At 69.7% G+C, this 18750-nt stretch carries 16 protein-coding genes; 10 read left to right on the forward strand and 6 right to left on the reverse strand.

Annotated elements, in window-relative coordinates:
- Nucleotides 1–184: 184 nt before the first annotated feature.
- From Q0V34_RS01875 to Q0V34_RS01890, 4 genes are read left to right on the forward strand one after another with little or no spacing between them, the layout of a single operon-like run.
- A complete protein-coding gene (locus Q0V34_RS01875) occupies nucleotides 185–1300 on the forward strand; it encodes an ABC transporter permease (protein ID WP_297506911.1) in 1116 nt (371 codons plus the stop codon).
- The gene (locus tag Q0V34_RS01880) at nucleotides 1297–2124 is read left to right on the forward strand and encodes an ABC transporter ATP-binding protein (protein ID WP_297506913.1); all 828 of its coding nucleotides are present in this window, start codon (nucleotides 1297–1299) and stop codon (nucleotides 2122–2124) included. The genes Q0V34_RS01875 and Q0V34_RS01880 overlap by 4 nt, the downstream gene beginning before the upstream one ends.
- A complete protein-coding gene (locus Q0V34_RS01885; protein WP_297506915.1) occupies nucleotides 2124–3062 on the forward strand; it encodes an MlaD family protein in 939 nt (312 codons plus the stop codon). The genes Q0V34_RS01880 and Q0V34_RS01885 overlap by 1 nt, the downstream gene beginning before the upstream one ends.
- Nucleotides 3059–3697, forward strand: coding sequence for an ABC-type transport auxiliary lipoprotein family protein (locus Q0V34_RS01890; protein ID WP_297506917.1), 639 nt, complete (start codon nucleotides 3059–3061; stop codon nucleotides 3695–3697). The genes Q0V34_RS01885 and Q0V34_RS01890 overlap by 4 nt, the downstream gene beginning before the upstream one ends.
- A gap of 103 nt (nucleotides 3698–3800) precedes the next feature.
- Here Q0V34_RS01890 and Q0V34_RS01895 read toward each other — a convergent pair whose 3' ends face one another.
- Together Q0V34_RS01895 and spbR are read right to left on the reverse strand one after the other, a co-directional pair.
- Nucleotides 3801–4565, reverse strand: a complete 765-nt coding sequence (locus Q0V34_RS01895) for an NUDIX hydrolase (protein ID WP_297506918.1) — start codon at nucleotides 4563–4565, stop codon at nucleotides 3801–3803.
- Between the two features lie 73 nt (nucleotides 4566–4638).
- Nucleotides 4639–5784: a pole-localized protein SpbR gene (spbR, locus tag Q0V34_RS01900; protein WP_297506919.1), complete on the reverse strand. Its 1146-nt coding sequence runs from the start codon at nucleotides 5782–5784 to the stop codon at nucleotides 4639–4641.
- A gap of 153 nt (nucleotides 5785–5937) precedes the next feature.
- Here spbR and Q0V34_RS01905 point away from each other — a divergent pair, with 153 nt between their 5' ends.
- Together Q0V34_RS01905 and Q0V34_RS01910 are read left to right on the forward strand one after the other, a co-directional pair.
- Nucleotides 5938–7737 (forward strand): ATP-binding protein, encoded by a 1800-nt coding sequence (locus Q0V34_RS01905; protein WP_297506920.1) that lies wholly within the window; start codon nucleotides 5938–5940, stop codon nucleotides 7735–7737.
- 77 nt (nucleotides 7738–7814) lie between these two features.
- A complete protein-coding gene (locus tag Q0V34_RS01910) occupies nucleotides 7815–9002 on the forward strand; it encodes a CaiB/BaiF CoA-transferase family protein (protein ID WP_297506922.1) in 1188 nt (395 codons plus the stop codon).
- 150 nt (nucleotides 9003–9152) lie between these two features.
- On the opposite strand, the gene Q0V34_RS01915 is transcribed toward Q0V34_RS01910, so the two are convergent.
- Nucleotides 9153–10031: a transglycosylase SLT domain-containing protein gene (locus Q0V34_RS01915; protein WP_297506924.1), complete on the reverse strand. Its 879-nt coding sequence runs from the start codon at nucleotides 10029–10031 to the stop codon at nucleotides 9153–9155.
- Nucleotides 10032–10222: 191 nt separating this feature from the next.
- Between Q0V34_RS01915 and Q0V34_RS01920 the strand changes: the two genes are divergently transcribed.
- Entirely contained in the window at nucleotides 10223–10939 is a 717-nt protein-coding gene (locus Q0V34_RS01920; protein ID WP_297506926.1) for an energy transducer TonB, read from the forward strand.
- Between the two features lie 120 nt (nucleotides 10940–11059).
- On the opposite strand, the gene Q0V34_RS01925 is transcribed toward Q0V34_RS01920, so the two are convergent.
- Both Q0V34_RS01925 and Q0V34_RS01930 read right to left on the reverse strand, forming a co-directional pair.
- On the reverse strand, nucleotides 11060–12223 hold the full coding sequence (locus Q0V34_RS01925) for an acyl-CoA dehydrogenase family protein (RefSeq protein ID WP_297506928.1): 1164 nt from the start codon (nucleotides 12221–12223) through the stop codon (nucleotides 11060–11062).
- Nucleotides 12224–12229: 6 nt separating this feature from the next.
- Nucleotides 12230–13255, reverse strand: coding sequence for an FAD-binding oxidoreductase (locus Q0V34_RS01930; RefSeq protein WP_297506930.1), 1026 nt, complete (start codon nucleotides 13253–13255; stop codon nucleotides 12230–12232).
- Between the two features lie 215 nt (nucleotides 13256–13470).
- Here Q0V34_RS01930 and Q0V34_RS01935 point away from each other — a divergent pair, with 215 nt between their 5' ends.
- From Q0V34_RS01935 to Q0V34_RS01945, 3 genes are all read left to right on the forward strand, one after another.
- Nucleotides 13471–13878 (forward strand): helix-turn-helix transcriptional regulator, encoded by a 408-nt coding sequence (locus Q0V34_RS01935; protein WP_297506932.1) that lies wholly within the window; start codon nucleotides 13471–13473, stop codon nucleotides 13876–13878.
- 100 nt (nucleotides 13879–13978) lie between these two features.
- The gene (locus Q0V34_RS01940) at nucleotides 13979–15010 is read left to right on the forward strand and encodes a DNA topoisomerase IB (protein WP_297506934.1); all 1032 of its coding nucleotides are present in this window, start codon (nucleotides 13979–13981) and stop codon (nucleotides 15008–15010) included.
- 52 nt (nucleotides 15011–15062) lie between these two features.
- Nucleotides 15063–15908: a Ku protein gene (locus Q0V34_RS01945; RefSeq protein WP_297506936.1), complete on the forward strand. Its 846-nt coding sequence runs from the start codon at nucleotides 15063–15065 to the stop codon at nucleotides 15906–15908.
- Nucleotides 15909–16065: 157 nt separating this feature from the next.
- Here Q0V34_RS01945 and ligD read toward each other — a convergent pair whose 3' ends face one another.
- Nucleotides 16066–18741 (reverse strand): DNA ligase D, encoded by a 2676-nt coding sequence (ligD, locus tag Q0V34_RS01950; RefSeq protein WP_297506938.1) that lies wholly within the window; start codon nucleotides 18739–18741, stop codon nucleotides 16066–16068.
- Nucleotides 18742–18750: the final 9 nt, after the last annotated feature.

The following is an 18750-nucleotide window of genomic DNA, read 5'->3' on the forward strand; positions in this document are numbered from 1 at the left end:
TTGAAGTTCGCGCCCCTGCGCCCCCTGGTCGCACCGCCCGCGCTCGGCGAACGGCGAGGCCTCCTCGCGGCTTTCCAACGCGTCTTTCGTCATGAATCGAACCAAGCTGCGCCTTGACGCGTTTTGGGCTTGTCAGGTCCGCGGCGGGGCTTGGATATAGCCTGGAAAGAACCCCAAGGACCGTATGGCGTTACCGGCCGATTTCACCTTGAGCCAGCAGGACGGCCGGACCTTGGTCGTGCTGTCGGGCGATTGGACCGCGCGCGGCTTGTTCGACGCGGGCCTGCGGCTGGCCGCGTCCCTGGCGGATCCGCGCGAGCTCGACCTGGACCTGACCGGCGTCAATCGCTGCGACACGGCCGGCGCCTACGCGATCCTCCGCGCCGCCGGCGACCAGGTCCGCCCCGACGGGGTCAAGGCGCGGCGCGAGGTCCTTCGCCTGCTGGAACTGGTCCGCGCCGCCATCCAGGTGGAGCCGGAGCCGACCGTGCGCCCCGGCGGCCTTCACGCGCTGTTGGAGCGGGTGGGCCGAGGCGTTTTCGGACTGTTCGCCGACGGCTATGGCACCCTGATCTTCCTGGGCCACCTGCTGGTGTCCCTGGGACGCTCGATCGCCGACCCGCGCCGCATCCGCTGGGCGCCGGTCATCGCGCTGGCCGAGCGCGCGGGCCTGGACGCCATGCCGATCGTGGCGACCACCACCTTCTTCATCGGCGCGGTGGTGGCCCTGCTGGGCGCCAACATGCTCACCGACTTCGGCGCCCAGGTCTATTCGGTCGAGCTGATCGGCATCTCGGTGATGCGCGAGTTCAACATCCTGATCACCGCCATCCTGCTGGCCGGCCGCTCGGCCTCCAGCTTCGCCGCCGAGATCGGCTCGATGAAGATGAACCAGGAGATCGACGCCATGCAGGTCATGGGCGTGGATCCCTACGAAGCGCTGGTGCTGCCAAGGTTCGCCGCCCTGCTGTTCACGATCCCGCTGCTGACCTTCGTGGCCACGATCGCGGGCTTGGCGGGCGGCATCCTGGTCGTGTGGATCGTGCTGGACCTGTCGCCGACCTTCTTCCTGCAGCGCATCATCGACGACGTCGGCGCGACCCACTTCTGGATCGGCATGTCCAAGGCGCCCGTGATGGCGACGGTGATCGCGGCGATCGGCTGCCGCCAGGGCATGGAGGTCGGCAACGACGTCGAGTCCCTGGGCCGGCGCGTGACGGCGGCGGTGGTGCACGCCATCTTCGCCATCATCCTGATCGATGCGGTCTTCGCCCTCGTCTATATGGAGCTGGACATTTGACCGGCCCCGCCGCCCCTCAATCCGTCTCCGACAGCGCCGAGGCCGAGAAGCATCCGATCGATGTTCGGGGCCTCGTCTCCTGCTTCGGCGACAACGTCATCCACGACGGGCTGGACCTTCAGGTCGAACGCGGCGAGGTGCTGGGCGTGGTCGGCGGCTCGGGCACCGGCAAGTCGGTGCTGCTGAACACCATCATCGGGCTCAAGGTCCCCGACGGCGGCACGGTGCGCTTGTTCGGCGGCGACATGCGGACGGCCTCGCGACGGCGCTGGTCGTCGGTCGAGCGGCGCTGGGGCGTGCTGTTCCAGCAGGGCGCGCTGTTCTCGAACCTGACCGTGCGCGAGAACGTCGCCGCCCCGCTGCACGAGCACACGCGCCTGCCCCGCCGCGAGGTCGAAGAGATCGCGGACCTGAAGATCGCCATGGTCGGCCTGCCCGCCCGCGCCGCGACGCTGAAGCCGGCGGAACTGTCGGGCGGCATGCGCAAGCGCGCGGGCCTGGCCCGCGCCCTGGCCATGGATCCCGAGCTGCTGTTCCTGGACGAGCCGACCGCCGGCCTCGATCCCATCGCCGCCGAGGCGTTCGACGCCCTGATCAAGGATCTGTCCGACAGCCTGGACCTGACCGTGTTCATGATCACCCACGACCTGGACAGCCTCTACGCCATCACCGACCGGGTCGCCGTGCTGGCCGACAAGAAGGTCGTGGCGGTGGCCCCGGTGCGCGAGCTCGAACGTTCCGAACATCCCTGGATCAAGCAGTATTTCCTGGGTCCCAGAGGCCGCGCCGCCGGCGCCGCCGAGGACCGGGCGAGGGCCGACTGATGGAAAGAAACGCCAACTACGCGCTGGTCGGGGCCATCTCGATGGCCCTGTTCATGGGCCTCGTCATCTTCGTGGTCTGGCTGGCCAAGGTCAGCTTCACGCGTGACTACGACCTCTACGACATCCTGTTCATCGGCCCCGTGCGTGGTCTGTCGCAGGGCGGCGAGGTGCACTTCAACGGCATCAAGGTCGGCGAGGTGACGCGGATCGAGCTGGACAAGAGCGACCCCAACCGCGTGATCGCACGCGTCCGCATGACCTCGGACGTGCCGGTCAAGGTCGACAGCTACGCCACGCTGGAGCCGCAGGGCATCACCGGCGTGAACTACGTCCAGATCACCGCCGGCTCGCCGAACAAGGAGCTGCTGAAGGACACGGTCAAGAACGGCAAGGTGCCGGTCCTGCGCAGCCAGCGCAGCACCCTCTCGGACCTGCTGGAGGGCGGCGGCACGGTGCTGACCCGCACCATCGAGGCCCTGGACCGCGTCAACCGCGTGCTCAGCGACAAGAACATCAAGACCTTCAGCGCCTCGCTCAGCGACGTCCAGGCGGTGACCGCCGAGCTGCGCGAGCGCAAGGAGATCATCGCCGACGCCCAGAAGGCGCTGCAGAGCATCGACCAGACCGCTCAGTCGATCACCCAGCTGGCCAACAGCTCCAACAGCCTGGTCGACGGCGACGCCAAGCGCACGCTGAAGGAGGCCGGCGACGCCGCCGCCGAACTGAAGGCGGCCACCAAGGACGCCCGCGCGATGATCTCGAAGCTGGATGGCCCCACCACCGACTTCGCCACCACCGGCCTGCCCCAGCTTTCGGCGGCCATCGTCACCCTGCAGTCGGCCGCCGAGTCCCTGGACCGCCTGGTGGCCGACGTCGAACAGAACCCCCGCGGCGTGGTCGGCAAGGCGCCCGCCAAGGAAGTGGAGGTCAAGCCGTGAACCCGATGATCCGCAACGCCTCCCGGCTTCTGGCCGTCGCGGCCCTGGCCGCCAGCCTGTCCGGCTGCATCAGCCTGCTGCCGAAGACCAAGCCCGCTAGCCTCTACCGCTTCGGCCAGGCCGAGGTCAGCGTGGCCAAGGGACCGCCCGGCGCGATGTTCGGTGTGATGAAGACGCCGTCGGCCTTCACCCGCGCCGCCGCCGGCGACCGCATCCTGACGGTCACCAATGGCGAGGTCGCCTATATCGCCGGGGCGCGCTGGGTCTCGCCGGCCTTCATCCTGTTCGAGGAGGCCACGGCGCGGGCGTTCGAGAACGATCCGGGGCGCGCGCGCCTGATCGGTCGCGGCGAGGTGGCCAAGGCCGACCTGATGCTGCGGTTGGAGGTCACGACCTTCGAGGCCGACTACGTCCAGGGACCCAAGGCCGCCCCCGAGGTGGTGGTGCGCGTCCGAGCGGTGCTGAACCGCAGCGCAGACCGTGCCCTGGTCGGCGACCAGATCTTCGAGGCCAAGGTCAAGGCCGCCGACAATCGCGTCTCGGCCATCGTGCCGGCCTTCGACCAGGCCACCGCCAAGGTGCTGGGCGAGGTTGTGACCTGGGTCAATGGCGCCGGCGCGGGCATCAAGAGCTAGGGCCCGAAAACCTCGTCCTTCGACAAGCTCAGGATGAGGTTTTCCATCGGCGGACCTCGACAAACGTCCTCACCCCGAGCCTGTCGAAGGGCGAGGACCAAGCTCAGAGCGCGTCCAGAGGCTCCGTCACCGGGCCGTAGCCCGCTTCCGGCGGAATCCGCAGCACGCCGGCGTCCACCCAGGGCTCGACGGTGACCAGCTCCCGCGCCGCCGCGCGGGCCACCGCGTCGGCGGGATCGGCGCTCTCGGCCAGCAGCTGCAGGTTCATGCGCGTGGGAAAGATCACCTTGCGCTGGCCGGAGGCCGCGAGATCCAGCGCCCGGCCCGGCGCGATCCATTCGGCGTCCACCGCCTCGTGGCCGTCGCAGATCGCCTGCTGGGCCAGGGGCGCGTGGGCGACATAGAACCAGGTGTCGAAGCGCTTGGGCATCAGCTTGGGCGTGATCCAGCGGGCGAACACCGTCAGGGCCGACAGATCGAGCTTCAGCCCCAGGTCCGCGACCACGTCGATGAAGGCCACCTTGTCGTCGGCCACGGCCGCGCGGACGTCCTTGGCCGCCTCCCCGGCGTAGAACGCCCCGTCCCGGTCGCGCGCCAGCAGCACGCCGGCCTCCTCATAGGCCTCGCGGATGGCGGCGATCCTCAGGGCGACGCCGTCCTGTCCCGCCGCGTCGAAGCCGATGCTCAGGTCGCGCCAGCGCGGATCGCTGTCGCCCTGGTGGCTCTTGCCGCCCGGAAACACCAGCGCGCCGGCGGCGAAGTCGATCTGGTGATGGCGCTTGACCATCAACACCTCGAACGACGGCGCGTCTCGGAGCAGCAGTACGGTGGCGGCGGGGCGGATCGCGCCTGACGAAGAGTCTGACATGCCACGACTTTGGCGCCGTCGCCAAAACTTGCCCACAGCTTTTTCGAACAGATGTTCGAAGGTCGGCGCGACCTTAGGCCGCGCCGCGATCCCGGTCGGATCGCCGACGATTGGCGCTGCGGTCCATGCGCTCCAGCAGATACTCGCTGTCCTCGCGCGAGACGGTGTGGGACGAGGTCAGGAACCGCTGGATCATGCGCTCCTGGAAGCGGGCCCGATCATGGGCGCCGCCGTCGAACTCCAGGCTGTGGAAGGCGTCGACGCCCGCGCGGAACGCCGAATAGAGACGCGGCGGCAGGCCGGCGCGCTCGCAGATGGCCTTCAGGCCCAGCGGCCCGGCGTCGTGGATCATCAGCCAGGTGCGGTGGTGCGGCACGCCGGCCAGCTCGGCCACCGCCCACTCGAAGAAGGTCATGTGGCCGTGGGCCAGGGCGCGCAGCACCAGGGACGGCGACAGCCGGCCGACCTTGTTCAGGTGCGCGACGAAGGCCTTGGGATCGGACGCCCGCCCCGCCTGGTCCACCAGATCGATGGTGGCCCGCTCCTTGGCGCCGACGATCAGCTCCAGCGCGCGCTCGGCCGATAGCGCGTGATGGGTCAGGATGTGGTCGCGCAGCTGCTCGCCGACCATGTCGATCAGGCGCTCGGAGACGGCCAGCGGCAGGGCCGCGCGATAGGCGACCGCCTGCAGCACCTGTTCCGACTTGGCGAACCGATCCAGCGCCTTCTGCAGCGTCACTTCCGAGAAGCGGGCGTTGTCGTTGGCGCAGGCGGCCGCCACGACGTCCTCGTTGCCCTGCTCCACCAGCAGCGCGGTGATGCGGCTGGAGACCTTGGGCCGCTTGGCCACCGCCATCTGACGGGCCGGCCCGCCGACGCGGACGATCTCGGCCAGATCGGTGTCGGTGAACACCGGCGAGAAGTTGATGATCGGCAGGCTGACGCTCTCGACGTCGCGCGCCAGGCGGTTGGCGACATCGGGCGGCAGGGCCGTGGAGTTCTTCAGCGTGACGGCCATCGCCCGTCGCACCAGCTCGGCGGCGTCGGCGGCCATAACCCGCAGGATGTCGTGGGCGATCTGGCGTTCTTCGTCGCTGAGATTGGCGCGATCGATGTTGCGACAGAGCTTGTGCGCGGCAAGGGCGCGCTCGTCGGGCGTCGCGCCCTTCACGAGCATGCGGATATCGGTTTCGGTGAGTGCGGCGCGGGTCGTGGCCATGGTTCGTCCGCCGGAGCCTATGCGTGGAGTCGCATAGTCGGCGGTTAGGCTTAATGATTGTTTGAGCCAGGAACCTGTGGATTAACGATAAGGCGTAACCGCCTACAAACCACGCCGGACTAGGGTGAGCCCTTGACCTAGAGGAGCGTACCCGTGCTCGCCGAGCGCCGCCCAAAAGAGATTTCGACGGACGGCGCGCTCCTGGCCAAGGCCCTGGACGCCCAGGCCGCGCTGTTGCCTTACGCCCTGGGCGTTTTCGCCATCAGCCTACCGGTCTTCGTTTGGGTGGCCTCGTTCGCCGCCAACGCCGTCTGGATGACCGCCAGCTTCCTGATCTTCGCGGTCAACTGGGGCGCGTTCTACGCGGCGGTGAACTGGCTGCGCGACAATGGGTCGCGAGACCTCAATCGGCGGGCGCGGGCGCACGTCATGTGCGGCGTGCTGTGGGCGCTGACGGTGATGCAGATCTCCGCCTTCGCCCAAGGCGCGGGACCGGCCCGCGACACGCTGCTGATGCTGGCCACGGCCGGCGCGGTGCTGTGCGCCTTCTTCTCCGCGCCCTATCTGCCCGCGCTGTTGATCGTCGCGCCGCTGGCGGCCGCCGGCCCGCTGATCGCGCAATTCTCGGTTCCGGAAAGCCGCCAGGCGGCCGAAGTGACCTGGGGCGCTCTGGCCCTGTCCCTGACCCTGGCGCTGATCCTCAACCGCATGTTCCGCCGCCAGCACGACTTGGCGGTCGCCCACGAGCAACTCGTCGACGAGCGCCTGCGCGTGCTGGAGGCCGCCGAGCGGACCGCCCGCAGCAAGTCCGACATCGTCGCGACCCTCAGCCACGAGATCCGCAACGGCCTGACCGGGGTCACCCACGTGCTGGCCGCCGCCGCCGGCCGGGGCGGCCGCGCCGCGCCCTCACGAGAGCAGCTCAACGCCGCCCTCGACGCCGCCCAGGATCTGATCTCCGTGCTGAACGCGACCCTCGACTCCGAGACCGCCGAGGCGGGCCGGCTGCAAGTCGATTGCCAGCCCTTCGATCCCGTCCGCCTGGTGCAGGACCTGACCCTGCTGGACAAGCCGCACGCCGCCGCCAAGGGGCTGGAGCTCTCGGTGCACGTCGATCCGCTGCTGCGCGCCCGTGATCGCGGCGCGGTGATCGCCGACGCCTTGCGCACGCGCCAGATCATCGCCAACCTGCTGGGCAACGCCGTCAAATATACGGTGCGCGGCCGTGTCGAGATCCGCGTCGAGCTGCGCGAGGGCGTCGTGGCCATCGAGATCGCCGACACCGGGCCTGGCCTCTCGACCGACGAGATCGAGCAGGCTTTCGAGCCCTTCCGGCGGGTGGAACGCACCGGCGCCGGCGTCAATGGCGCGGGCCTGGGCCTGTCGCTGTCGCGGCAGCTGGCCCGCCTGATGGGCGGCGCGCTGGAGGCCCGCAGCGCGGTGGGCGTCGGCAGCTGCTTCACCCTGACCCTGCCCTATGATCCCGCCGCCGCGTGTGAGCTGGAGGAGGAGGCCTTCGAAGCCCTCGTTTCCGACCCGCCCGGCGCGCCGCGCAGCTTGCGTATCCTGATCGCCGAGGACGACGCCCTGAACGCGGCCATGCTGCGCGCGGTGCTGGAGCAGCTGGGCCATCAGGTCGTCCACGCCCAGAACGGCCGCCGGGCCGCCGACCTCGCCCATATCGCCGAGTTCGATCTCTTGATGCTGGACCACCGCATGCCGGTGATGGACGGCCCGGCCGCCGCCGCCGCCCTCCGCGCGTCGGCCGGCCCCAATCAGAGCGCGCCGATCGTCGCCATCATCGACGGCGATGGCGAGGAGGCGTCCGGCTTCCTGGACGCCGGCGCCGATCTCGTCCTGCGCAAGCCCGTCAGCGTGGCGGGCGTCGCCCGCGCCCTGGCCGACGCCGCCGCCCTGGACCGCCGCGAGACGGCCAAGACCGTCGCCGCCTGACACCCTACCGTAGGGTAAGCCTTCCCCCCTCTCCCGCCGTCCCCCATCCTGCTCTCAACGAGAAAAGGGAGGTTGCGATGCTGGAGGGACTCCGGGTCGTCGAACTGGCGACCTATATCGCCGCCCCTGGCGCGGCCGGGATCATGGCCGACTGGGGCGCGGACGTGATCAAGGTCGAGTCGCCCGAGGGCGACCCGATGCGCCGCTTCTTCGACACCATCGGCTCGGACCAAGACGCCAATCCGATCTTCGAGCTCGACAACCGGGGCAAGCGGGCCGTGGTGCTGGATATCCGCGGCGACCTCGGGCGCGAGGCGCTGAAGGCCCTGGTCGCGACCGCCGACATCTTCCTGACCAATGTCCGCCCCGCCGCCCTGGCCCGCGCCGGCCTCGACTTCGAGACCCTGAAGTCGGTCAACACGCGCCTGATCTATTGCAGCCTGACGGGTTACGGCCTGACCGGCCCCGACGCCGACAAGCCGGGCATGGATGTCGCGGCGTTCTGGTCTCGCGCGGGCGTGGGGGCGATCACCGCGCCCAAGGGGGCCGAGCCGTTTCCGATCCGCACCGGCATGGGCGACCACGTGACCTCGCTGGCCACCGTCTCGGCGATCCTCGCGGCGGTGCACGAGCGCGCGCGGACCGGCGTGGGGCGGTTGGTCGAGACCTCGCTGCTGCGGACAGGCGTCTACGCGATCGGCTCGGACATGGCGATCCAGCTGCGGTTCGGAAAGCTGGCCTCGACGCGGGGCCGGCGCGAGGCGGTGCAGCCGCTGGCGAACTTCTACAAGACCGCCGACGGCCGCTGGATCTGCCTGCTGCCGCGTCAGGGCTCGGTGGACTGGCCGCGCATCGCCGCCGCCGCCGGGCGGCCCGAACTGGTCGACGACCCCCGCTTCGCCTCGGCCAAGGCGCGGCGCGAGCACGGCGAGGCGCTGGTCGACATCCTGGACGCCGCGTTCGGGGCCATGACCTATGACGAGGCGGCCGAGGCGCTGGACGCCGGCGACATCACCTGGGCGCCCTACCAGACGCCGCGCGAACTGGCGCTCGACGCGCAGGCCGAGGCCGCCGGCTGTTTCGTGAATACCCCGGACGGCGCCGGCGGAACCTTCAAGGCCCCCGCCGCGCCGGCCCGCTTCCCCGGCGCCGAGGACGGCCCGCGCGGCCCGGCCCCGAAGCTGGGCGCGGACACCGAGGCGGTGTTCCGGGAACTGGGCTGGGACGAGGACCGGGTGGCGGCGCTGACGTCCGCCACCGCCTAAACCGTCTCAATCCGTCTTCCCGGCGAATGCCGGGACCCAGATGGAAGAACGCTGGGGTGGGTTCTAGGAACTCGGGGCGCGGCCAATCATCCCCAGCGCCATGAGATCTGGGCCCCGGCGTTCGCCGGGGAAATCGGGCTCCAAAAGCCGCTACCGCTGCCTGACCTTGTCATTGGCGTCGGCCAACACGCGCAGCATCTCGGCCGAGAACATCGAACTGGCCAGGCGCTGACCCGAACCCATGCCCGAGCTGTCGCCCGAGCCGGCGAACGGATTGCCCACGTCCTGCGAGCCGCGCAGGATCAGATCGACCATTGCCTCCTGCTGGCGAATACGCTCCAGGCGCCGCCCGCTGGCGTACTGCAGGAAGCCCTGATCGGCTTGGGACGCGCTGGCCTGGGGCGTGTCGTCGGTCACGCGGGTCGCGGCGCCGCCGGTCTTGGTCAGGTTGGCGTAGACCTCGCCGACGGTGGCGGCGCGCCCCTCCTTGTAGAAGATCGACTTGTTGGCCTGGGCCGCGTCGGGGAACATCGCCGCGGCGCTCGCGCTGGGCGAGACGGTGGCGGCCTCGATCAGGCGGGCCGAGCCTTGCGGGCCCAGGAAGTGAGCGGCGTAGAGCTCGCCGGCCGTGGGCGTGCGGCCGACCCGACCGCGCAGATACGAGGCGTGGTCGCTGGTCAGCTCGCCGGCCATCAAGGCGGCGGCGTGAGGATCGGTCTTGAGGCCCAGCACCGCCTTGCGCGCCTCCTCGCCATCGACGCGGTAGCGGCCGTCGGCGCCTTGGGTGATCAGGTCGGCGTAGCGGGCGTAGCCGTACTTGGAGCCGTGCTTCTTCAGCGTCGCCAGCCAGGTCTGGTCGACGAACTGGAAGAGGCCGCCGGCCGACGAGGTGCGGGCCTTGGCGGCGGGGTTGAAGCCGCTCTCGCGCTTGGCCGCGCCCATCAGGAACGTGAAGTCGACCCCCGTCGCGCTGGAGGCGCGCTGGATCGCCGACTCGACGACGCTGCGGATGGAACTGACGGCGGGCATGGCTCCAGGAGTCCGCGATCATGGTTAATTCCGAATTAACCACGTTCTCGCGGCGCGGGCCGGAGGCGAGATGCCGCACCCGATCTTACAATCGTAAGAGAAATCGGCGAACGGATTACGATTGTCAATTTACAGGCCGGCGCTTCCGTGCTGACCTGATCCTACGGATGTAATTTCCAAGGGAGATCGACATGGCTCTGGCGCTCCACCCCACCGGCTCCGGCATCCCCGGCCTGGATGAAGGTCCACGCCGGCTCTCCAAGGTGCTGGTCTTCGGCGTTGGGATCTCGGCGGCGGCGCATCTCGGGCTGATCGCCTATCTGGCCTATCAGCGCTGGGTGGCTCCGGCCGCGCCCGCGGAGGCCGAGCGTGTCTTCCAGATCGAGCCGGTCTATACGCCCAAGCCGCCGCCCCCGCCGCCGCCCAGCACCCGGCCGCCCCCGCAATCCAACCCGATCCGGCTGCACGATCCGATCCTGCCGCCGCAAGCGCCCCAGGAAACGTTTCCGGTGAAGCCGGTGGACGTCCCCGCCGGGCCCGTCGTCAGCGGCCCGCCGACCTTCACCGCCGATCCGCCCGCGCCGCCGTCCCCGCCGGCCCCTCCGCAAAAGGTCATCACCCGCGCCAGCTGGCTGCGGATGCCCTCGGCCGACGACATGGCCCGCTACTATCCCGAGAGCGCCCAGCGGCGCGGGCTGTCGGGCTCGGCGACGCTCTCGTACGTGGTGGCGGTGAATGGAACGGTGCGCGACTGCGCGGTGGTCGCCGAAACGCCCGCCGACGAAGGCTTCGGCGCCGCCGCAGTGAAGGTCTCGCGCTTCTTCAAGATGAAGCCGCAGATGGAGGACGGTCAGGCGGTGGACGGCGCGACCGTGCGCATCCCCATCCGTTTCAACGCGGGCGCTTGACGCGCCGGCAATCCGTCCTCGCCCTTCGACAAGCTCAGGGTGAGGACGACCGAGGCGCGGTGAAAACCTCACCCTGAGCTTGTCGAAGGGCGAGGTTTTCAAACGCTCCGCGCCTAAGCTTCAGTAGCTCTTCGGCAGGCCCAGCACGCGTTCGGCGATGAAGTTCAGGATCATCTCGCGGCTGACCGGCGCGATGCGGGCGATCATCGCCTCGCGGAAATAGCGCTCGACGTCGTATTCCTTGGCGTAGCCCATGCCGCCGTGCGCCAGGACCGCGTTCTCGCAGGCGTGGAAGCCGGCCTCGGCCCCCAGGTACTTGGCGGCGTTGGCCTCGGCCCCGCACTCCTGGCCCTGGTCGTAGAGCGCGGCGGCCTTGAAGGCCAGGAGGTTGGCGGCCTCAAGCTCGGCCCAGGACTTGGCCAGCGGATGGGCCACGCCCTGGTTCTTGCCGATCGGACGGCCGAACACGATCCGCTCGTTGGCGTAGGTCGTGGCCTTGGCCAGGGCCGCGCGGCCCAGGCCGATGGCCTCGACGGCGAACAGCACGCGCTCGGGATTGAGGCCGTGCAGCAGGTACTGGAAGCCCTTGCCCTCCTCGCCGACCAGGTCCTCGGCCGGGACAAACAGGTCCTCGATGAAGAGCATGTTACATTCGACGGCCTTGCGGCCCATCTTCGGGATCGGTTTGGCCTCGATCTTCTCGCGGTCGGTGTAGAACAGCGACAGGCCCTGGGTCGGCTTGGCGCACTGATCCTTGGGCGTGGTTCGGGCGATGATCAGGATCTTGTTGGCCCGCTGGGCGCCGGTGGTCCAGATTTTCCGGCCGTTCAGGCGATAGCCGCCGTCGACCTTCTCGGCCCGGGTCTCGAGACTGGAGGTGTCGAGGCCCGAATTCGGCTCGGTGACCGCGAAGCACATCTTGTCCTCGCCGGAGATGATCCGGGGCAACAGGCGCTCGCGCTGCTCATCGCTGCCGAACTTCACCAACGGCATCGGGCCGAAGATGTTGAGGTGGATGGCCGAAGCGCCCGAGAAGCCGGCGCCCGATTGAGCCACGGTCTGCATCATCACCGCCGCCTCGGTCAGGCCCAGACCCGCGCCGCCGACGCTCTCGGGCATGGCCACGCCCAGCCACCCGCCCTCGGCGATGGCGGCGACGAATTCCTCCGGAAACTGGCCGGTCTCGTCGGTGCGCCGCCAGTAGTCGTCGTCGAAGGCGGCGCAGACCTTGGCCACGCCTTCGCGGATGGCTTCCTGTTCGTCGGTCAACCAGAATCCGGACATCCGGCCCTACTCCCCTGCGCGTTGGCCCTCGGGCTTCTCGAAGCGTCGCGCGTCCATGGCGGCGGCGTCCGGGCCCGGGTTATCGCCATTCAGATACGCCGCGACCATCCCGGCCACAAGCGGCGCGAACAGCCAGCCGTTGCGCCGCGCGCCCACGGCCAGCATCACGCCGGGCGCGGCGCTCCAGCCGACCAGCGGCAGGCCGTCCGGCGTGGTGACCCGCACCCCGACCTCGACCGTCGCCGCGTCGAGGTCGAGGTCCGGCCGCAGCGCCCAGGCCGCGGCCCGCAAGGTCTGGGTCGCCGACGCGTCCGGCAGCCGATCGTCGCGCCCCGCCTCCATGGTCGCGCCGATCGCGCCGATCTCTCCCGGCGCGAGATAGACGCCGTCGCCGCGCACCACCGGCCCGTCGGGCGCGGTCGCGATCCGCAGGATCTGGCCCTTGATCGGGCCCAAGACCTTGGTCTCGGGCGCCAGACGGCCGTCGCGCGCGCCCGGACCGGTGGCCAGCACCAGGGCGTCGAAGGCGTGCGTCCGGCCATCGTCCAGCATCAAGGCGCCCGGCGCGAAGTCCGCGACGGCGCGGGGCTCGAACCGCGCGCCGGCGGCCTCGGCGGCGCGGCGCAGGGCGGCGAGCGCCGGACGGGCCTCGATCCGCCAGTCCTCGTCCGTGAAGTCCGCCTCGGCCAGGCCAAGGCCCCGCAGCCGCTCGGCGACGCTGGCGCGCCAGGTCTCCGCGCCCTCGAAACGCACGCCGACGCGGGACAGCGGAATACCGAAGTCCTCGGCGAAGGCTGGCCACAGGTCGCGCGCCCGGCGCATGATCGCCAGGTGCTCGCGCGAGGCCGAATCGAACACGGCCTCGCTGACCGGCGCCAGCATGCCGGCGGCCACGCCCGAGGCGTTGTCGCCCGGCCCCGCCGGATCGAACACCGTCACGGTCCATCCGGAGCGCGCCAGACGCACCGCGATCGCCGATCCCAAAGCGCCGGCCCCGGCCACCGCGACCCGCGCGCCCGATTGCAGTTTCATGGCGCGCAGACACTCCGCGCGGCCCCCTCCGTCAACCCCCGACGGCGGTTTCGTTCGGCCATGCACGTTCGACGATCGTTAATCATCCAAGGCGACACTTTGGCGCGAAGACCCCGTTCCGCGTATGCTCGGACGTGACGACACGGCCCCGCTCGGTCTATATCCGTTAAGACTTGCGTGTGGCCGCGTGGCGGCGTTGGAGGGATTTCAAGCGGATGAACGATAGACCCGCGGCCGAGCCGGCCCACCCCGTCGATCTCTATGTGGGGGCGCGGCTGAGAATTCGCCGCAAGATGATGGGCCTGTCGCAGACCCAGGTCGCCGACGCGCTCGGCATCACCTTCCAGCAGATTCAGAAGTACGAGCGCGGCGCCAACCGCATCAGCGCCAGCAAGCTCTACGACGCGGCCAAGCTTCTGCAGGCCCCGGTGTCCTACTTCTTCGAAGGCCTGGACGAGACCGATGGCGGCCTCGACGACGGCTTCGCCCAACGCATGACCGAGTTCGTCTCGACCCCCGAGGGCCTGGAACTGGCCAGCCTGTTCCCGCGCCTGGCCGATCGCCGCCTGCGCCGCCGGGTCGTCGACCTGGTCCGCGCCATGGTGGACGACGACGCGCCGTAAGCGGTCTTCCACGGACGTTCTAGAAGGGCCCGCGAACGCTGTGTCGCGGGCCTTTTCCGTATCCGGAACGCAGAAGGGCGCGCGCCGTTGATAGGGCGTCATGCCCCGCGACACCGTCGATCTTCAAACGGCCGCCCCCGGCCTCCAGTACGTCAATGACGACGACCCCGGCCTGCGCCGCGTCAAGGCCGGCGACGGCTTCGACTATCGCGACGCCGACGGCGATCGAGTGGACGACGCCGCGACCTTGGAGCGCATTCGAACCCTGGCCATCCCGCCGGCTTGGACCGAGGTCTGGATCTGCCCCTCGCCCAACGGCCATATCCAGGCCACCGGGCGCGACCAGCGCGGTCGCAAGCAATACCGCTATCACGACGCTTGGCGGCGCGACCGCGACGGCCTGAAGTTCGGCCGGATGATCGCCTTCGCCCGCGCCCTGCCTCGCCTGCGCGCCCGAGTCGAGAAGGACCTGGCCCGTCGAGGTCTGCCGCGCGAGAAGGTCATCGCGGCCGTGGTCCGGCTGATGGAGCTGACCCTGATCCGCGTCGGCAACGAGACCTACGCCCGCGAGAACAAGAGCTTTGGCCTGACTACCCTGCGCGATCGGCACGCCAAGCTGTCGGGCGTCGGCGGGACGTTCCAGTTCAAGGGCAAGAGCGGCGTCGTCCACCAGACCAGCTTCCGCGATCGTCGCCTGGCCCGCATCGTCAAGGCCTGCCAGGACGTGCCCGGCCAGCGGCTCTTCCAGTACTATGACGAGGACGGCCAGCGCCGTTCGGTCGAGAGCGCCGACGTCAACGCCTATATCCGCGCGGCGATCGGCGACGACTTCTCGGCCAAGGACTTCCGCACCTGGGCCGGCACCCTTGCCGCCGCCCGCGCGCTCTGCCTCGTGTCCAAGGCGGGGAGCGCCACCGAGGCCAAGCGCAACGTCAACACCTGCGTGAAGGCGGTCGCGGGCCTGCTGGGCAACACCGCCGCCGTCTGCCGAGGCTCCTACATCCACCCCCTAGTGTTGGAGGCCTATCAGCAGGGCGTGCTGCCGCTGAAGGCCGGCCGCTCGGAACGGGCCTTCGAGCTGGCGGTGGCTCGGTTCCTGGAGGCGGCCCAGGCCTCCTGCGCGGCGGCCTGACGGAACGGCCGGGCCACGGCGCCGTTGAGTCGGCTCGAACGGAGAAACGCCCATGGCCGCCGGCCGTCCCACCTGGCAGGGCCACCTGCGCCTGTCGCTCGTGACCTGCCCCGTCGCGCTCTACACGGCCACCGACTCGCGCGGCGACGTGCACTTCAACATGCTGCACAAGAAGACCCACAACCGGATCCGGATGATCCCGACCGACCCGGACATCGGCCCCATCGAGCGCTCGGACATCGTCAAGGGCTACGAATACGAGAAGGGCCAATACATCGTCGTAACCCAGGACGAGATCGACAGCGTCCGCCTGGAAAGCACCCGCACCATCGACATCGAGCGGTTCGTGGCCGCCGACGAGATCGACCGGCTCTATTGGGAAAATCCGTACTTCCTGGTCCCCGACGGCAAACTCGCGGCGGAAGCCTATGGCGTGATCCGCGAGGCGATGACCAAGCAGGGCCAGGTGGCTCTCGGCCGCGTCGTCATGCACCAGCGCGAGCGCCTCTTGGCCATCGAGCCGCGCGAGACCGGCATGGTCGCCTGGAGCCTGCGCAGCCGCCGCGAGGTGCGCGACGCCGCCGGCTATTTCGACGCGATCCCGGCCGGCAAGCCCGACGCCGCCATGATCCAGATCGCCCAGAAGATCATCGAGCAGAAGGAAGGCCCCTTCGATCCCGAGCAGTTCAACGACCGCTACGAGGACGCGCTGCGGGCGCTGATCAAGGAAAAGCAGAAGGGTAAGGGGAGCAAGGTCACCGCGCCCGAGGAGCCCGACGACACCAACGTGGTGGATCTGATGGAGGCCCTGCGCAAGAGCCTGGGCCAGGCCCCGGCGGCGAAGGCTCCGGCGAAGAAGGGGGCGGTCAAGGCGCCGGCGCGGAAGAAGGCGGGCTAAAGACTCTCCTAAATCCGTTTTCCCCGGCGAATGCCGGGGTCCAGATCGAACCCTCTGCCTCAGCGATCTTGGTGTAAGGGCCTATCGCAAGCTTTCAATACGCCCAGAGTGAATCTGGGTCGCGGCATTCGCCGGGAAGGTCGGATTTGGGGTTGGCTTACCCCTTCGCCCCCAACTTCCTGATCGCCGCCGCCAGATCGCGCTCGCTCTCCGCATAAGCGTCCCAGGCGTCGAGGTTCTTCAGCAGGCCGGGCGCGGTACGCAGATTGAAGCGCTTCGGATCCAGGCCCTTCCTCACCTGGGTCCAGGCGACCGGCCACGACACCGGCGCGCCCGGCCGGCCGCGCGGCGACAGCGGCGCGACCGCCGTGCTCATCCGGTCGTTGCGCAGGTAGTCGAGGAAGATCTTCCCGCCCCGCTCCTTCTTGGCCATGTTCAGCAGGTAGAGGTCGGGGCTGTCGGCGGCCATGCGGGCGCAGACCTCGCGGGCGAAGGCCTTGGCGGCGTCCCAGTCGATCTTGCTCGCCTTCAGCGGCGTGACGACGTGCAGCCCCTTGCCGCCCGTCGTCTTGCAGAACGGCGTCAGGCCCAGCGCTTCGAGGCGGTCGCGGATCTCGCGCGCGCCCTCGACCACGGCGTCGAACGGCACGTCGGGGGCGGGGTCGAGGTCGAAGACGAGACGCCCGGGAACGTCCTGTTCGCCCGGCCGGCAATTCCACGGGTGCAGCTCGGTCGCGCCCCACTGGGCGGCGGCGATCAGGCTCTCCACCGTATTGAAGACGAGGTAGGGCTTGCGGTCGCCGCTGACGACCATCTCGTCGATCAGGGCCGAGACGCCCTTGCCCGAATGGCGCTGGAAGAAGGTCTCGCCGCCGATGCCGTCGGGCATGCGGATCACCGAGCAGGGCCGGCCCTTGACGTGCTCCAGCATCCACTCGCCGACGGCTTGGAAATATTCCGCCAGATCGAGCTTGGTCCCCGGCGTCCCGTCGCCGGCGTCGGGCCAGAGCGGCTTGTCGGGATTGGAGATCGCCACGCCCAGCACCGAGGCCTTGCCCGCGCGCCGGGCGGGCTTGGCCGGCGCGGGCTGGGCCAAATCCACGGTGTTGGCCGGCGCGGGCGCCTCGGCCTCGACCGCCCGGGCGGGCTTGTCCTCGCGCAGTCCCTTGAACGACGCCTGGCGCACCGAGCCGTCTCCCGTGAAGCCGGCGAACTCTATCTCGGCCACCAGCACCGGATCCACCCAGTGGATATTGGCTCCGACGCGCGGCGCGCCCTTGCCGGAAAAAGGCGAGGTCTTGCGCTCGGCGGCCTTCAGCTTCGGCAAGAGCTTGGCCACCTTGTCGCGGCCATAGCCGGTCCCGACGCGGCCGACATGGACAAGGTCGCCGTCCTTGTAGACGCCGACGATCAGCGAGCGGAAGGCCTCGCCCGTCGTGGTCCAGCCGCCGATCACCACCTCGTGGCCCGCGCGGCACTTGGCCTTGGTCCAGGCGCCGCTCTTGCCGGAGCGATAGGCCGCGTCCAGCCGCTTGGATACCACGCCTTCCAGCGACATGCGGCAGGCCGACTGCAAGACCGCCTCGCCGCCGCGCGAGAAATGCTCGACATAGCGGATCAACGCGTCGCCGCCGGCCAGCAGCGTCTCGAGGCGGGCCTTGCGCTCCGAAAGCGGCTGTTCCGTCAGGTCCTCGCCCTCGGCGTGGAGCAGATCGAAGGCGAAAAAGATCAGGTCGGCGGTCGTCTGCTCGGACAGCGCCGCCTGCAGGCCCGCGAAGCTGGGCGAGCCGGCCTCGTCCAAGGCCACGACCTCGCCGTCGATCAGGCTGTCCGGAAGATCGCGGGCCGCCTTGATCAATTCCGGAAAGCGGTCGCTCCAGTCCAGGCCCGTACGGGTCCGCAGCGCCGCCTCGCCGCCCTCGACGCGCAGCTGCATGCGATAGCCGTCGAACTTGATCTCGTGGACCCAGTCGCCGCCGCTGGGCGGACGGTCGACCAGCTTGCAAAGCTGCGGCGGAACGAAGTCGGGCATCTTCGCCGTCTTCACGACCTTCCGCGACGCGCTGGATTTGATGGCGGGCTTGGCGTTGGAGGCTGGCTTGGCTTCCCGTCCCGTCGGCGCGTCGGTGTCTTCCGCCGCCTTCTCGGCGCTGGCCTCGGGCGAGCGGTCGCTGTTCCAGACCGCGTCCGAGGCCGGGCCGGCCTTGGTCATGAACGGCGTGGGCGACTGGCCCTCGCCGGCGGCGATCTGCTCCATGGTGCGGCCCGAGGCGATCGAGGACGCGGTCTCGTCGAGAAAGCCGTCGTCGCCCTCGATCGCATAGGCGTCGCGATGCTTGATCAGCAGCCAGTTCTCGCGCTTGGCCGCGCCGCCCCGGGCGAACTTGTCGTTGTTGATCCGGACCAGGACATAGCCGCCCTTCATCCGTTCGCCGGCGAAGACCAGCTTGATCTCGCCCTTCTTCAGGCCCTTGGCGAGGTCGAAGCCCGGCTCCGGCGCCCACCAGCCGCGGTCCCACAGCATCACCGTGCCGCCGCCGTACTGACCCTTGGGGATCGTGCCCTCGAAGTCGCCATAGGCCAGCGGATGGTCCTCGACATGGACGGCCAGGCGTCGCTCGCGCGGGTCGCGCGACGGCCCCTTGGTCACCGCCCACGACAGAAAGACGCCCTCGTGCTCCAGCCGCAGATCGTAGTGCAGCCGGGTGGCGTCGTGCTTCTGGATGACGAAGCGCGCGCGCTCCGAGGCGGAGACGGCGATCTGGCCGGTCGGTTCGGCCGTCTTCTCGAAATCGCGCTTGGCCTCGTAGGCCGCGAGCTTGCGCCCCGCCATCCCCGAACG

The organism is uncultured Caulobacter sp. (assembly GCF_947036865.1).
In the GTDB taxonomy this organism is placed as follows: domain Bacteria; phylum Pseudomonadota; class Alphaproteobacteria; order Caulobacterales; family Caulobacteraceae; genus Caulobacter.

Bases quoted from the DNA above. Each gene is read 5' to 3' on its own strand.
- Q0V34_RS01920 (WP_297506926.1), top strand. From the start codon at position 10,223: ATGGCTCTGGCGCTCCACCCCACCGGCTCCGGCATCCCCGGCCTGGAT.
- Q0V34_RS01930 (WP_297506930.1), bottom strand. From the start codon at position 13,255: ATGAAACTGCAATCGGGCGCGCGGGTCGCGGTGGCCGGGGCCGGCGCT.
- ligD (WP_297506938.1), bottom strand. From the start codon at position 18,741: ATGGCGGGGCGCAAGCTCGCGGCCTACGAGGCCAAGCGCGATTTCGAG.
- spbR (WP_297506919.1), bottom strand. From the start codon at position 5,784: ATGGCCACGACCCGCGCCGCACTCACCGAAACCGATATCCGCATGCTC.
- Q0V34_RS01875 (WP_297506911.1), top strand. From the start codon at position 185: ATGGCGTTACCGGCCGATTTCACCTTGAGCCAGCAGGACGGCCGGACC.
- Q0V34_RS01945 (WP_297506936.1), top strand. From the start codon at position 15,063: ATGGCCGCCGGCCGTCCCACCTGGCAGGGCCACCTGCGCCTGTCGCTC.
- Q0V34_RS01915 (WP_297506924.1), bottom strand. From the start codon at position 10,031: ATGCCCGCCGTCAGTTCCATCCGCAGCGTCGTCGAGTCGGCGATCCAG.
- Q0V34_RS01925 (WP_297506928.1), bottom strand. From the start codon at position 12,223: ATGTCCGGATTCTGGTTGACCGACGAACAGGAAGCCATCCGCGAAGGC.
- Q0V34_RS01935 (WP_297506932.1), top strand. From the start codon at position 13,471: ATGAACGATAGACCCGCGGCCGAGCCGGCCCACCCCGTCGATCTCTAT.
- Q0V34_RS01885 (WP_297506915.1), top strand. From the start codon at position 2,124: ATGGAAAGAAACGCCAACTACGCGCTGGTCGGGGCCATCTCGATGGCC.
- Q0V34_RS01910 (WP_297506922.1), top strand. From the start codon at position 7,815: ATGCTGGAGGGACTCCGGGTCGTCGAACTGGCGACCTATATCGCCGCC.
- Q0V34_RS01895 (WP_297506918.1), bottom strand. From the start codon at position 4,565: ATGTCAGACTCTTCGTCAGGCGCGATCCGCCCCGCCGCCACCGTACTG.
- Q0V34_RS01940 (WP_297506934.1), top strand. From the start codon at position 13,979: ATGCCCCGCGACACCGTCGATCTTCAAACGGCCGCCCCCGGCCTCCAG.